This is a genomic window from Paenibacillus sp. P36 (assembly GCF_045866505.1).
Classification (GTDB): Bacteria; Bacillota; Bacilli; order Paenibacillales; family NBRC-103111; genus Paenibacillus_E; species Paenibacillus_E chondroitinus.
Genome location: NZ_AP038372.1, coordinates 8,156,672 through 8,171,225 on the forward strand (window position 1 = coordinate 8,156,672; position 14,554 = coordinate 8,171,225).

Consider the following 14,554-nt stretch of genomic DNA (forward strand, 5'->3'; position numbering starts at 1 on the left):
CTCCTCGGTTATGGTTAGATGGTGGTACAAGATTGACGAAATTCCGATGGCGTGACACCCGTTTTTTTCTGAAATACAGTGGCAAAATGAGCGGCATTCGCAATACCTACCAGCGCACCGATGACATTCACAGGCTTATTTGTTTCTATTAAAAGCTGCTTAGCTGCTTCAATTCGTTGATGTTGAAGATAAGTGAGAGGCGTAACGCCCTTCAAGCGTTTGAATGTCCTTTGCAAATGATAGACGCTGGCATAAAATTGCTCGGCTAATACCGAAAGCGTAATCGGCTCGGCGTAACTTTCCTTGATATAGTCGGCTATCAGCTCGGTCCACTCTTCATCCGGCAGCCGTAAGCCATCAGGCCGGCATCTTTTACAAGGGCGAAAGTGTTCCGCAACCGCTGTTTGGCGATCAGGAAATACCCGGACATTTTCCCGCTTCGGCACCCTCGATTTGCAGGATGGCCTGCAGAAGATCCCTGTTGTCGTGACCGCATAATAAAATGTGCCATCGTAACTCGAATCATTTCCAATAATAGCTTGCCAGTACTTTTCTTGCATGGCTTCGCTCCTCTCCGCGCCTTCCCTCTACTAGCTCAGTATACCCAAACGGGTCCTCTCTTGTAAGGGATGCGAGATGAGAAAGCAAGATTACGAAAGCCGCCTTCAGCGATAATAAAGGAAGCCCAACTAACCGATTATAGGAGAAATGACTTATGCCGTCTTTTGACCCTTCACTTCTTACCTGGAGCAAGCAGACAAGCTCTTTCACCCTGCCATTGCCTGAACCTTTTCGATATGAGCAAAATCTTGGCTACTTAACCCGCTCCACGAATGAATGTCTATTCCATGTGGATAACTCAGATATTTATAAGCTGCTTCTCGTTGGGGATAACCGCGTGCTGATCGCTGTCAACAGTGAGGATAACTTGCAGCTTCGCATAAGTGTGCTATCCAGCACCGATACCCCTGTAACTCCAGCTCTTCTTGAACATGTCGCACGTTATGTGTGGGAATGGTTTGATCTCAGCACAGACCTTGCTCCGTTCTATGCGCTGGCTGAACACGACCCTCTGCTCGATCAAGTCACTCAGGATTTTTACGGGCTTCGCCTGCTGGGGATTCCGGATCTGTTCGAAGCGATGAGCTGGGGGATTATGGGACAGCAAATCAACCTCGCTTTTGCCTATACGCTCAAAAGACGTCTCGTGGAAACCTTCGGTACCCGGCTGGATTGGCAAGGTCGAACGTATTGGGCGTTCCCTGCCCCTGAGCGGATTGCCGGGCTTGCACCGGAAGCTTTGACCGCTCTGCAATTCACGGGAAAAAAGGCCGAGTACTTAATCGGCGTTGCCCAGATGATGGCGGAGGGCCGGCTGGCCAAGGAACAGCTGCTGAAGATGAACGATTTTGCGGCTATGGAGAAAGAATTGCTGAGCATTCGGGGCATCGGCCCCTGGACGGCCAATTATGTCCTCATGCGCTGTTTGCGCAACGCCGCCGCTTTCCCGATTGCGGATGTCGGTTTGCATAACGCGCTGAAGCATGTGCTTGGCTTGGACGAGAAGCCGACACTCCCCCATATTCGCCAGCTCGCTGAAAACTGGAAAGGCTGGGAGGCTTATGCTACCTTTTATCTATGGCGTGTCCTCTACTAGAGCATGAGAATGAAGGAGCGAACTCACAGTGAAATTTCTAGGATTAGTCGAACAACTATTTGCCCAATACGGTTACTTGGTCCTGCTGCTCGGACTGCCGCTTGACGTCATCGCGCTTCCGATCCCTCCTGGCAATACAACCATGACCTATACAGGGTATTTATCTTATAAAGGGGTGCTAAGATGGGCGCCGGCAATGCTATCCGCCTGGGTCGGTTCGACCATCGGTATGACGATCACCTATTGGATTGGGTATAAGCTGGGGATGCCGATTATCGAGCGTTTTGGCAAACTGCTGTTCCTGAAGCCCAGCCATTTGGACAAGACACGGAGCTATTACGAAAAGTTTGGCAATAAAGTGCTTCTTTTCAGCTTCTTTATACCTGGGATCAGGCAGTTTATTTTCTACTTTGTAGGCATCATTCGCATTCCATTCCGGGTTTTTGCGATGTATGCTTTCACAGGTTCTGCCTTATGGGTCGTCGCTTTTTTCGGCATTGGCTACCTGTTCGGCGAACAGTGGCAGGCGATTTTCATGTGGGTGGAGAAATTTTTGATCTATGCGATGATTGGCGCGTGCGCTGTGCTGGCGGGGATTCTGTTAGTTAAATGGCGTAACCGTTTAAAGACGGGGATTTGAACATATAAAAAGGTTGCCCCATCGGTCACAGAGATCGATAGAGGCAACCTTTCTTTGATTTATTGTGGTGTTGCTGATGGTTCTGGTGTTGTTGTTTGCTCTGGAGCTGCCGGATGACCTGGTTTTCCTTTGAATTTAAAGCCTTCATGACCCGAACCCGGTTTCATCGGGGGCACTCCGCCTTTGCGTTCAACAAAGCTTTTCAACTCATCCGTTAAATTATCTTTCAACTTTGAGATCAGTTGATCCTCAGTAATACCTTTATCTTGGGCGATTTCAGCCAGAGACTTCCCTGCTTTGCGCTGCGCAGCAAGCTCATCTTCCGTGATCCCCAGAATCGTTGCGATTTCAGCGGAATTGCCGAACATGCCGCCCGGCATCATGCCTCCATGCGGTTGTACGCCTTTGAAATTCATGGCGTGCGGTTTGGACTCGACCATTTTTTTCAAGCGATCCGCCAGGCCCGATTTCATTTTGTCGGCCTGCTCCTGCTTCAATTTTCCGGCTGTAACTGCATCATCAATCTTCTTAGTCTCAGCTTCCGTCAATTTGGCCAGAAGTGCATCTTCCGTCAGATTCGCTTTCTCTTGAGCGATTTGTACCAGTGTTTTACCTTGTTTGATCTCATCTTTCAACACGGCCTGATCAATCCCAAGAACGGCAGCGAAATCGATGGCGCCCCCTTTGCCGAATTCAAAACCGCCTTTGGCCGGCCCGTGACCTTGGTTATTGGAACCTCCGCGAAAATCTTTATGATGGTTATCCTTGAATTTGTCCTTCTGAGGTGCAGGCGTTACCGTACTCGTCTCATCTGCGAATACCTGGTTATGCTGAAGCGCGAGGCCACCGCCAATGAGTAGTCCTGCTGCGAGCGTACTGACCAGCACTTTCTTATGAATAAGCTTCATCCTGTAACTCCACCTTTTTCATGAATTGGTCTAATTTTCTTCAGTATATAGGACAATTGTGAAAAAAATTTGAAGTCACAGAACATTCCGTCAAAAAGTTTACGCTGTCTTTCTGCCCTTTGTCATGCCTATGAAACAGAGAATTGCCCCTATCTCCATACAAGCAATGATGATGCCAAGCGGTACTGCAGTCTGGCTGCCGCCAAGACCAACAAGCGGAGCAATCAGGCCACCGATGATAAAAGAAAGCAGTCCCAGCAACGCCGCTGCACTCCCCGCCGTTTTCCCTTGACTCTGCAGAGCAAGTGAGGAAGTGGCCACGGAGACAGGGCCTACGCTGGAAACGATGAAGAAAAAGGCAACAAGGATGGCCGGAAGCCCTGCCCCGATCAGAACGGCGACGAGAAGCAGCAGGCCGCCAAAAGCGGCCATGGCCAGCCCGCCTGCCAGCAAGCGGTGGTCGCTTACTTTGCCAGCGAGCTTGCCCGTCACTTGACCGGCGAGGATGACGCCAAGCCCGTTCACGGCGAAGCAAACGCTGAATATTTGCGGAGATACACCGTAAATCTCCTGCAGCACGAACGGCGATCCGGAAATATAGGCGAACATGCCGGCAAAAACGAGCCCTTGTGTCAGCGCGTAGCCCATGAACATGCGGTTTGTGAGGAGCCCGCGGAATGTTCGCAGCGTGTTGGCGAGGCCGCCTTTGGAACGGCGATCCGGCGGATGCGTTTCCTTCAAGCCCCACGTTGCAGCTAGCAGCATCAGCACGCCAATCGCACCTAGAACGAGGAACACGCCGCGCCATGATGTGAACTGCAGAATCTGCCCGCCTACAATCGGCGCAAGGATGGGCGCAGCGCCGTTCACCAGCATCAGCAGCGCGATAAACTTCGTTAGCTCCACGCCATCGTACATGTCGCGCACGATCGCGCGGGAAATGACGATCCCGGCCGCGCCCGCCAAGCCTTGCACAAATCGCAAGCCCAGGAAAACACCGATGGACGGCGCAAACATGCACAGAATCGAAGAGATCGCGTAGAGGATCAATCCGATCAGCAGCGGCGCGCGTCTACCGCGCACATCGCTGACAGATCCTGCGATGAGCTGGCCGATGGACAGCCCCAGCATACAGGCGGTGAGGCTCATTTGGGCGAGTGAGGTGCTGGTATGGAGATCGCCCGCCAGATTCGGCAGTGCCGGCAGGTACATATCCAGCGAAAGCGGCCCGAAGGACGCTAGGGATCCGAGCACGAGCACGATCCATAATCGGCTGTAGCGGCCAGTGGACATGCCGGCTTGGGAAGCCAGTTGGTTGGACATTTTGATCACAACTTTCATTAAGTAGTTCAATTAAGCTAACATTGTGCTTAAATTTTGTCTAGAGTGAAGAGCAATAACCAGAGCACTTCCCACCCGCTATAATAAGAGCTAATGCGGCGAAGAACTTCCCTATTCATCTTTAAGATGAATCAGGGGCGTTTTTTTTATGATAAACGACTAGCCGTCCCTTCAGGGCGAACGCGTTTGCCAGATAGGACGTAACAATGCCAATGCCTTCTCTATAATGCACTTAATGCAATAGAGAGGACTCAATTCGACCACTGCTGCCTTCTACGTTGTGCAAAGTACAACGTAGAAGGCAAAGTATCGTGGTTTTCACGCTATTTTGATTGAATTCATTGTAATTTGTGCAATGAAGAGCGGATTGGTGAGGCTTGAAGCTGTTCTATACTGTACAAAGTGCAACATAGACATGGGGGCCAGCGGCCATGACGGGATGAGCTGATACGGCGCGATATGGCTACATTGCGCAAGGTGGTCATGCTGAGCAAATTGGATTACTTGGCGGCAAGGAGGGCATGCTGTGCAATTGGATTACTTGGCGGCAAGGAGGGCATGCTGAGCAATTGGATTACTTGGCGGTAAGGTGATCATGCAGAGCAAATTGGATTACTTGGCGGTAAGGCGGTCAAACGCCGAACCATTATTTCTTAGCGTGACACGCACATTCGGCGCGTAACAATAATTAAGGGGGAACCCCCCCTTATTCTTATGTGTGAACGCAAAGAGCCCCCAACACTCGGGGTGTTAGGGGCTCTATCATGCTGACTCCTTACTTCGTCACGTTCACAATCAGCTTATCACTGGAAGTAACGCCACCCGCGTTAACCAACTCGCAGCGGTATTCGTACACGCCGACAGCGCGACCCGCGATCGTGCTCACCGCGCTTTGAGCGCTAGGCGAAGCTGTGTTTAATGCCTTCGTTTCGATCAAAACACCATTTTCATACAAACGGTACTCCGTGGCGTTCGTCCCCCACCACATGTTCATCGATACCTTGTAGTTGCCGTCTCCATCCCAATTGTCTTGAGAAAGGACCGGCTTGCCAGGTGCTGCATCCGTAATTTTCACAACCAACGGAGCGCTTGTTGTTGTTCCAAAAGAATTAATAAGCTCACTTGTATACGTATAAGTGCCATTTGCTTTGCCTTTTACTTCGACTTTGGCCGTTTGGGCGGTCGGAGATGCATCCGTCAGCGATTGCGTCTGAATGAGCACCCCATTTTCGTACAATTTGAACACAGATCCGTTATTGCCCCACCACATGTTCATGGTCACCGTGTAGTTCCCGTCTTTCAACCCGGTTGCTTGGCCGCTATTGTCCGACAACACAGGCACTCCTGGCGCCCCTAAGGACAATGGCTTCACAACCGTGATAGTTACAGCGCCTGTATGCACCGTTGTTCCATTTAAAGTAACTGCTGCTGTTAACTGTGTAGTACCTTCAGCCACCGCGCTCACTTTACCTTGTGCATCGATGGTCGCTACGGCTCCATTACTTGTACTATATACAATCGCAGCACCGCTAAGATCAGCCGCTGCTCCGTTGCTTAACACACCCGCTACTTGCGTAGCTGTTGTTTCGCCCGGTTTGAGCGAAGTCGTATTCGCCGAAAGACTCGCTTGGCTAAGCGTTACTTTCGCGCTCACATTAAACGGTACAGTCGCTTGCGTAACATTACCCGCTGCATCGACAACGCGGTAGGCCACTGTGTGCGCACCTTGCGTTAAACTGCCTGCTGCAATGGATTGACCGCTGCTGATGGCAGCTCCATCCAATGTCAACGTCTGCTCGGCTACACCTGAAAGTGTATCTGCACCAGCTAACACAAATGTTAATGTTTCAGCATCCGTAACGTTTCCAACTGCATGCCCCGACTGCGTTAACACGGCCGTTGGAGCCGTTTTATCCAGCTTCACTTGCAAGGATTTGACAGCTTCCTCATTCCCTGCCGCATCTGTCGAGGAGTAAGCAATTGTATTCGTACCTTCCGTTTGAATCACGACTGGCGCCTCATAAGGAACCGCAGCACCGCCGTTCAAGCTGATCTTCGTTGTTAAAGCACCTGCCGTATCATCTACCGCCGACAACGTTACGGTCACATCTTCTTTATACCAGCCTTCGCTGTTTGCTGATCCGGATAAGCTCGCAGTCGTAACAGGCGCTGCTGTATCGGCTGCAACCGTAAAGTCGCTTAAGCCTCTTGGTTTTAATTGGAATACACCTTTAAAAATAGCAGCAACACCTTTGATGTTTACCGTTTGTCCCGCTTGGTAAGGGAACGAGCTCAGGGTTAAACCAGTTCTTACATCTACACGGATGTGATTGCTCACGGAACCTTTTACAGCATCAAATTCAAAAGAACCTGCCGGCGTAGCGCTGATGATATTGCTCACGGTAACATCACTAAGCTCGAGCAATTGCCCTTGATTGTCATTAGTTACTGCTGCTGCAGCTATTGGCGTTGGTAATGCCGCTGCGCCTGTTTTTTCGATAGCAACTGGATCCGCTAACTCCAGCTCCGTATTGAATACAGCCGTAGATGCTGTAACCTTCACTTTATCTCCCTGATGAAAACCACTCAGACTCTGGAACACGTAAATTCCGCCTGTTTCATCCTGCAGGTAGAATGCCTGACCGCCAAAAGCGCCCGGCTCCGTCGTTACAACACCCTCCACCGTTACCAAGGTGCCGGCTGCTTTGCTCCGAGCATCGGAGATATTGATCTTCGCCGGGATCGGGTTTTCCTCTTCGGGCAAAGACTCCGCAGGTACGTTGCCAAGCGTAACGCCTTCGGTTTTCAGGTTCGTAGAAGCTTGACGCAGGCGTAAATTCGCCGCAGCCGTCGTTCCCGGCTTAATGCGAACCATCAAGTCCTTCGTTGCATGACCGTTGATATCCGAGGTCACGCTGAACTGTGTACTATATCCGTATGCGCTAGGCCATGTGCCGTCGGCATTTTGAACCATCGCAATTTGCGTGCCGCCGGTAACCAAATAAATACCAACGTTGAACCCGGTAACCGTTGTAGATGGAGGCAGGTTGTCTACGACAACTCGCAGAGGGAAGTCCACGGCATTCGGCAGCGTTGCTTGATGCACGAAGCTGTAAGCTGCACTAGCCGTCGCAGCAGGACCGCCATAGGAGCCCGCTTTGAACGTGCTGCGGTCATACCATTTGTAGCCGGCGTTAGGCGCCGCCCACGGCTCCGGCTGCGGCTCTGTAGAATTAGCCGGCGTCTCAAAAGGCAGCAGCGCCGTCGGCTGATCCAACTGCAGGCCGCTTACTTCCGACAAGCTTGTGTAGCTTTCTTTTTTCGCCAGCCAATTCACCATATTCACAAGCAGGACGCCGTCGTCCACTTCTTTGAAACCGTCATACGTCGTCTTCTTCGCGCCTGTATCCTCACGCAAATACTTCGGCGTCGCATCCTCCACCGGGGAGGAATCGCCGATGAATCCGGCTTTGCCTGCACCTGACTTGGCTACGGCGACAAAAGGGCCTTCCGCCACACCGCCACCGTTATAGACACCTTGATCGACTGCGCTTGCCCAAGCCTCATTCGTTTGCGGCAAGTACACGATTCCTTTGGCCCTTGTCGGATCGATGATCGCCAGCGTTGAACCCGCATGCATCGCTACGCTGGATACACCTGTGGTGATACCGAACGACTGCTGCGGCGACACGATTTGGTTCGCATTAATATCGCCTAAAGCGTTGTAGCGGAAACGCAAACCGAATTGCGTTGCTAACCAGTCTGAGCTAGCTACATCCTGCATCGCTGATGAGGCGCTTTCTTCAGCGCTCATGCCGCTGGCTGGGTTCGTCCACGCGCCACGACGGTAGCCGTTGAATACTTCCGAACCGTCCCAACGGTTCTTGTTGCGATCCGCATTGTAGTGATCGCCGATGAAGAAGATACTTCCGCCGCCTTGTACGTACTGTGCCAAAGCTGCTTGTTCGCTCGTCTTATAAGGAACATTAGACTCAGCTACGACAAAAACGTCATAACCGCTCAAATCGCTAAGTGTGATAGGTGTTGTTTTACGCAGTTCTTTGACGTAGTAGCCGTTATTTGCTAACGCGTTTCCAAAATCTGAAAAAGCACCGTCGATGACCCAGTCCGCCGCACCAGCGGTTTGTTCGTGCGTGTTGTCGAACAGGACTTTCTTCCCTGCATTTTCGTTGACTACTTTCGCTTCAATGAATGGAGCCGGATCACTTGGCCCTTCCGCCATAACTGCCTGCCAGCTGCTTGTAGCCAGCACTTGTAGAGGTAGCGCTACTGTTAAAGCCAACGCCGCTTTTATCGCTTTTGCTTTCCATCCCGCTCTCTTACCCATTACAAATTCCTCCCTTATCATCAATGTGACAAGCCTTGTACCGTCCCTAATTTTACCATGGTTCAAAAAGGGATAGTGCATTTTTTTTGTAAAGTTAAGGAAATTTGTGTAAGCTGACAATAACTTTGGCGATCTCCTGTGTTCGGTGTTGTTTCTGCCAAATGGTCGTCTTGCACCCTACTTGATCGTTCTTCCGATTTGCTAAATTGGGTACTACAGGTCGCTATTCCTTTGAAAAGGCATATTTTTCGTCTGTATGGGGAACTATGGTCCGCTATTTCACCGATTTCAACTGAAAACTGAGCCATAGTGCCGAAATAGTTATGATGAACGCACAACAGCCCCTAATATTTGCTGAATCGTAGGCTAAACTGGTAATGAACAATCAATCCATACCAATCCAGAGCTAATAAGCAAAATAGGAGCTGTTAATATGAAGCATACCACAAAATTCATAGGTTTAGACGTATCTAAAGACAAGATTTCTGTTGCTGTTGCAGACGCTGGACGCGACGAACCTCGCTTCGTTGGGCACTTCCCTCATAAACTGGAGTTCGTAAAGAAAATAATGAGACAACTCGGCAATGCTGAAAACTTAGAAGTTTGTTACGAAGCTGGCCCAACGGGTTATGTACTCTTTCACTGGCTAACTGCGCTCGGTATTACTTGTAAAGTTATCGCCCCTTCCCTCATTCCAGTCCGGACAGGCGATCAAATTAAGACAGATAAACGAGATGCCCTTCGTCTTGCTACACTGTTTCGCGCGGGAGAACTAACAGCTGTGCACGTACCAACTCCTGAACAAGAAGCTCTTCGCGATCTTGTTCGCTCAAGAGAGGATGCGAAAGAGGATCTCCATCGAGATCGCCAGCGGGTATTAAAGTTACTTCTGCGGCGTCAAATTTCTCATCCACCTGCCATCAAAAATCGTTGGACACGAAATTACAGAGAGTGGTTGACCAGCTTGAAATGGGAAAGAGAATCTGATCAGCTCATGTTTCAAGAATATTTGCAGGCGATTCATGAATCCGAAAGTCGCCTTCAACGTCTGGAAGCGAGCATTATTCAATATGCTCAAAAAGGGGCTTTGGGTCCAGTCGTTAAAGCACTTCAGGTATTAAAAGGGGTAGCCATCATCTCGGCGCTTACGCTTGTTGCTGAAATAGGTTGTTTTACACGTTTCCGAAATCCTGCCATGCTCATGGCTTACCTTGGCTTGGTCCCACGAGAGCATTCTACAGGACTTAGTACGCGAAGAGGAAGTATTACCAAGGCGGGTAATCGTGGAGTTCGTCGCACTTTGGTTGAATCAAGTTGGAGTTATCGTCATAAGCCATCGATAGGCAGGGAACTTAGAAAACGAATGGAAGGTCAGGAAGGCGAACTTCTGGCTGTCTCATGGAGAGCGCAAATACGGCTGAACAGCAAATACTGTAAACTTGTGTACCGTGGAAAAGAATCTAATGTAGCTGTAACAGCAGTTGCGCGAGAACTAGTCGGATTCATCTGGGAAATCGCGTGTAAAGTCGAACGATCTGTAACGGCCTAAAACCGACAACAGGGTTTAGAGTGCCCAGCCGACAGGCTGGGACAAGACATAGTCTTCAAATCATCCGAGCTGTCAAGGCTAAACGTTGCGCTTCGCGGCCTTGACAGTCGATACTTTAGCAGGAATAAGATACCTAAGTATGGTGAAACAAAAGCAATAATTGGGCCCAGGAGCAAAGTAGGGGTTGAAGAGAGTCCGTGTGAGGCCTTATGCACAACTATAGGTTTGCTAATAGCTGCGTGCGACAATAGTTTACAGGAAGCTCTTCTTAACGAAAGTCATTAACTGCGGTAACCAGCCCGCGAATATCAGGATGCTAGCCGTTGCTTGCATTTTGCTCCTGTGCCGAGTTATTTGCTTACAAAAAACACTCAATTACTCTCGTACTAAATTGGGGGCTTGACAGAGTGCGTTCATATCAGGGCCCTGTAGTTCCCCTCAGAAAGAAAACAGCTCGTTTTCCACCAAATAGCGGACTCCAGTTCCCTCAGTGAAGGCTTAGCGATATTCTCGCTAGTTTTTTAAATTTGTTTTTGGCCGGAGAGGTGGTGATTGGCTATATAAAAAAAAACCTAACGGCGTCTAATCCGTCAGGTTTTGTATGTTAGCTGGTTAAGGTTGAGCTCCCTTGGTCTGCCCACGAAACGCATTCGGTACAGTCCCCGTGTGCGCTTTGAACAGCTTTCCGAAGTAATTTTTATTCTCATAGCCGAGCATGTCGGCGATTTGTTCCACCGTTTTATCCGTGATTTCCAAAAGCTCCTTCGCTTTCTCCATCTTCATCCGCGTCACATACTCCACGAAATTCTCACCGGTTTCCTTCTTGAAAAGCCGGCTCAAATAACTCGGATGAAGGTGCAGATGCGCCGCCGCGTCTTCGAGCGAAATTTTCATATGCAAATGATTATAAACGAATCGCTGACACTCAATAATCTCGCGGTTGTGCGACTCACGGTACACTTGCCCTGCCCACTGAATGGCCTGCTGCAGATAATCCTTCAGCCACAATTCCAGCTCTCGCACCGACGACAGTTCGTGCACATCATGATGCAAGAGTTCCGATGAAAACGTCGACTGGTAATGCTGCAGCGATTTGAGCCGCATGCGCACATCAAGAATCATCTTCAGCAGCCATTCTTTCACTTCCATGGGCCGAAACCGATGGTACTGGATGAAATCGATCCACTTCGAGACATACATATCGATCAAATCAGATCGCTCATCGAACACTACGCTTCGAAACTCATCCAGCGTCTGAGCATACTCGGCCAGCAGCAATCCCCCGTCTCCGAAGCCTTCCCGTATATGCTCCAACTTCATGACGGAGCTTTCCGGCAAGTAGAACCGCGAGCTTCGCCCTTCTATCATTCGCTTCAGCTGCTCCTTTAACGAGCGCACATCCTTGGCCGGACTCCCCGTAATGAAAGAGAACGCTACTTTCGCATATTGTTGCAAACAGCTTTGCAGATGTCTCAGCGTCTGCTCGACCTTCTGGCTGTTGTTGACATGCATGCTGCCATATTGCGGGAACAGCAGAACAATTTCGCCCGTATCATACGTGAACAACGTGATTTCCTTCTGATCGACAAGCAGCTCTTCTATGATATTTTGGATGGTGTAATCGAATAAATCCCTGGATTGGAAACGCTGATTCGCCTCCTTCGCCCGGTTGGCGTACCCGAAAACCGGCAGTACCCCGTGCTGCCCTAGACGCAGACCGAACCCTTCCGCTTGCTGGCTCCATTCCTCCGAATCAAACAACGGCTCATTGACCGTACTGCGGATAAAATGGCGCTTGGACGAGCTGCGGTGCAGCGCGGCCTCCTTCTCAAGCTTGCGGCTTTTGGAGAGTACGTGATCCTCCGCATCCAGCTGCTCCTTCAGTCTGCCGAGCACCTCCGAAATGTTGCTGATATTCATCGTTTCTTTCAGGATATATTCACTCACCGAAAGCTTCATCGCTTTTTGCGCATAGTGAAAATCATCATGGCAGGAGAGAATGACCGCCTTCACATGAGGATCTCCCTCACGGAGAGAGCGGATTAAATCCAGCCCATTCATTTCCGGCATGCCGATATCGCTGATCAGTACATCGGTTTTGGCCCGCCGTCCGGCTTCCAGGGCGTCCAGAGGATTTTCAAAGGCCCCTGTCAATCGAAAACCCAGTTCCTCCCATTTGATCGCTGAACTCAAAAATTCAAGCACAGGTAAATCATCATCGACAATCATGACTGTATACATGCTAACCCTCCTTTCCTGTCTGCTGCGGAAAGCGCAGAACAATCTGCGTTCCCTGATCTGGCCCGCTCGCGATTTCATAATCGAAACGATGGCCGTAGATGATGCGAAGGCGCTCTAGTACATTTTGTAAACCAATACCCGATAAGGACGGGCTTCGCGAAGCATGGTGATGCTTCGTCGGCCGTGTCACAAGATGTGTGCGAAGCTCTTCCAAACGTTCCGTTGTCATGCCTACGCCCGAGTCTCTGACTTCAAGCTGAAGCCGTCCATCCTCACAGATTCTGGAAGCGATCGTGATTTCTCCAGGTTTGCTTTTTAGCCCGTGAAGATAGGCATTCTCGATGAGCGGCTGCAGCAGAAACCGAGGGATCTCAATGAGCAGCGTATCGGAAGCCGCCGAAATGCGTAGGTTCACTCGATCTCCATGCCTGGAATTCAGCAGTCGAACGTAATGTTCAATGATCTCAATTTCCTCATGCAGCGGAATATATTCGTTATTTCGATTAATGGTCATCCGCAGGAGCGACGATAGGGAAGAAATCAATTCCGCGTTCTCGGAATCCCCTTTCATCATGATTTTCAAACGGATGGAATTCAGCACATTAAATAGAAAATGCGGATTAATCTGCGCCTGCAGCATCGCCAGCTCGGCCATGCGCTTGAGTTCCTGCTCGCGGCGGTTTTCCTCGAGCATCAGCTCAATACGATCAATCATCCGGTCGAAAACGTACCCCAGCCGGCCCACTTCATCCACGCCGGTAATGTTGGAGCGTTCGCCGAGTTGACCGGATTCAATCCGGACAACCGTTTGGACAAGCCGCGCAATCGGTTTTGTGAGCGTGCGCACCATATATAGTAAAGTAACGGCAAATAAGACCAGAAAAAATAGTTGAATGAGAAAATCTGTTTTTCGAAATGACTCAATCTTCTGTGCCGCTGTTTTATAGGGACTCATATTCACAAGCTGCCACTCCGGCGTTACATGACTGCTGAGCAGGATATAATCTTCTCCCGCCACCTTCACAAAAGAAGAGCCATCCTCCTTGGGCAGCTGATCATAATAAGGGAATTTCGTACCGATCGTCGTGGAATCTTTATCGACCAGAATGCGTCCCTCTTCATCAATGATCACCATAGACTCATTATTTTGATATTGGTTGAAAAGGTCTTGCAGCAAGCGAAGCTCCAGACCAACAATCACATACCCATAAGTGATATCGTTCTTGCGAAGCGGTTTGGCTGCCGACAGCAAATACGGCTGATTCGTGGATTCACTGTAATTGGGCTCAGCCCCGATCCACAATACATTGTAGCCGGAAACTTGTTCAACGGCGCTAAACCAGCTTTTTCTCATAAAATCCGTCGGATTAAAAGCAAAAGTGGTATAGGAAGCGACGTACTCCTTATTGGGCAGCAAAACCGTCACGCTCAGATTCCCGAAGGAGTCGATCACCGTTGACATTCTTTTCGCTATCGTCTGCTTGTATTGCAGGACATCTCCTTTATCCGTTGTCTCATTCGCTCTGCCTAATTCCCGGATAGACGGCTGCAATTCCTCATCAAATTGAATGAAGTTCATCACATAAATCATATTTTTGATCTGGCCATTCACAATTTGACTCACGATCCGCATCGATTCGCGCGAAGAGTCTGTCACCTGCGTTCTTACCGCATCTCTTGTAAACAGGGAGGAGACATTCATGGAAACAACCGATGGCAGAACGAGACAAACCAGAATCGTCAGCACCAATTTATTGCGTAAAGATAACCTGCGAAGCCAACCTGGCACAACGTTCTCCTGCCTTTCGAATGCACCTTTGGAAATGGGAAAAAGAGGAGCCTAGGGCCTCCTCTTTTCATTATAGCAATA

At 49.8% G+C, this 14,554-nt stretch carries 10 protein-coding genes; 4 read left to right on the forward strand and 6 right to left on the reverse strand.

The features are described 5' to 3' along the window. Nucleotides 1–14: 14 nt before the first annotated feature. A complete protein-coding gene (locus tag ACKTT9_RS35700) occupies nucleotides 15–560 on the reverse strand; it encodes a bifunctional transcriptional activator/DNA repair enzyme AdaA (RefSeq protein WP_407869733.1) in 546 nt (181 codons plus the stop codon). Nucleotides 561–715: 155 nt separating this feature from the next. Here ACKTT9_RS35700 and ACKTT9_RS35705 point away from each other — a divergent pair, with 155 nt between their 5' ends. Both ACKTT9_RS35705 and ACKTT9_RS35710 read left to right on the forward strand, forming a co-directional pair. Continuing rightward, the gene (locus ACKTT9_RS35705; RefSeq protein WP_407869734.1) at nucleotides 716–1,657 is read left to right on the forward strand and encodes a DNA-3-methyladenine glycosylase family protein; all 942 of its coding nucleotides are present in this window, start codon (nucleotides 716–718) and stop codon (nucleotides 1,655–1,657) included. A gap of 28 nt (nucleotides 1,658–1,685) precedes the next feature. Beyond that, on the forward strand, nucleotides 1,686–2,297 hold the full coding sequence (locus tag ACKTT9_RS35710) for a DedA family protein (protein ID WP_407869735.1): 612 nt from the start codon (nucleotides 1,686–1,688) through the stop codon (nucleotides 2,295–2,297). Nucleotides 2,298–2,356: 59 nt separating this feature from the next. Here ACKTT9_RS35710 and ACKTT9_RS35715 read toward each other — a convergent pair whose 3' ends face one another. Continuing rightward, complete coding sequence (locus ACKTT9_RS35715) at nucleotides 2,357–3,205, reverse strand: hypothetical protein (protein WP_407869736.1); 849 nt, start codon at nucleotides 3,203–3,205, stop codon at nucleotides 2,357–2,359. Nucleotides 3,206–3,304: 99 nt separating this feature from the next. Continuing rightward, a complete protein-coding gene (locus tag ACKTT9_RS35720) occupies nucleotides 3,305–4,528 on the reverse strand; it encodes a multidrug effflux MFS transporter (protein WP_407869737.1) in 1,224 nt (407 codons plus the stop codon). A 477-nt stretch (nucleotides 4,529–5,005) separates the two neighbouring features. On the opposite strand from ACKTT9_RS35720, the gene ACKTT9_RS35725 reads away from it, so the two are divergent. Then, nucleotides 5,006–5,134, forward strand: a complete 129-nt coding sequence (locus tag ACKTT9_RS35725) for a hypothetical protein (protein ID WP_407869738.1) — start codon at nucleotides 5,006–5,008, stop codon at nucleotides 5,132–5,134. A gap of 187 nt (nucleotides 5,135–5,321) precedes the next feature. Here the strand turns inward: ACKTT9_RS35725 and ACKTT9_RS35730 are convergent, their stop codons facing one another. Beyond that, nucleotides 5,322–8,894, reverse strand: coding sequence for an OmpL47-type beta-barrel domain-containing protein (locus ACKTT9_RS35730; protein WP_407869739.1), 3,573 nt, complete (start codon nucleotides 8,892–8,894; stop codon nucleotides 5,322–5,324). Between the two features lie 433 nt (nucleotides 8,895–9,327). Here ACKTT9_RS35730 and ACKTT9_RS35735 point away from each other — a divergent pair, with 433 nt between their 5' ends. Next, entirely contained in the window at nucleotides 9,328–10,443 is a 1,116-nt protein-coding gene (locus tag ACKTT9_RS35735) for an IS110 family transposase (protein WP_407869224.1), read from the forward strand. 612 nt (nucleotides 10,444–11,055) lie between these two features. On the opposite strand, the gene ACKTT9_RS35740 is transcribed toward ACKTT9_RS35735, so the two are convergent. After that, nucleotides 11,056–12,684, reverse strand: coding sequence for a helix-turn-helix domain-containing protein (locus ACKTT9_RS35740; RefSeq protein WP_407869740.1), 1,629 nt, complete (start codon nucleotides 12,682–12,684; stop codon nucleotides 11,056–11,058). Nucleotide 12,685: 1 nt separating this feature from the next. Beyond that, nucleotides 12,686–14,473 carry a sensor histidine kinase gene (locus ACKTT9_RS35745; RefSeq protein WP_407869741.1) on the reverse strand — a complete coding sequence of 596 codons (1,788 nt, stop codon included), beginning with the start codon at nucleotides 14,471–14,473 and terminating at the stop codon, nucleotides 12,686–12,688. Nucleotides 14,474–14,554 lie beyond the last annotated feature (81 nt).